Annotated in this window: 1 protein-coding gene; it reads left to right on the top strand. The window is 50.3% G+C overall.

The genetic code is table 11. The annotated features are described in order from the left end of the window. On the top strand, positions 1-439 hold a 439-nt coding region (locus tag ACU8YC_RS27970; protein WP_446896389.1), incomplete at both ends, for a phosphoethanolamine transferase domain-containing protein.

Raw genomic sequence — 439 nt, 5'->3', positions numbered from 1 at the left:
ATTTATGGTTTTTTTCCTCATTACTGCAGGCCGTTATCTATTTCAGCGGCTATAGCGGATCTACCGGCCTACGCGACTCCCGGCTGTTCAGCTCGCTGTGGTTGGTCCCGGTATTTTTATTTCCAAACCGTATCCGCATTATTGCTGCCGTCATTGGCATAGTGCTATGGGCGACCTCGCTGGCTGCTCTGAGCTATTACGTCATTTACGGGCAAGAGTTCTCGCAAAGCGTTCTGTACGTGATGTTTGAAACCAATGCTAGCGAAGCCAGCGAGTACCTGAGTCAATACTTCAGTCTGAAGATCGTCTTAATTGCGCTGGCCTATACGGCAATAGCAATTCTGCTATGGGCGCGCCTGCGCCCGGTACATATTCCATCGCCCTGGCGCTACCTGGTGTCGTTTGCGCTTTTATACGGTTTGATTCTGCATCCAATGAC

Source organism: Citrobacter sp. VF227 (genome assembly GCF_052950715.1).
Note: the sequence above shows the minus strand (reverse complement) of the source record. Positions and strands in the feature narration are given on the sequence as shown.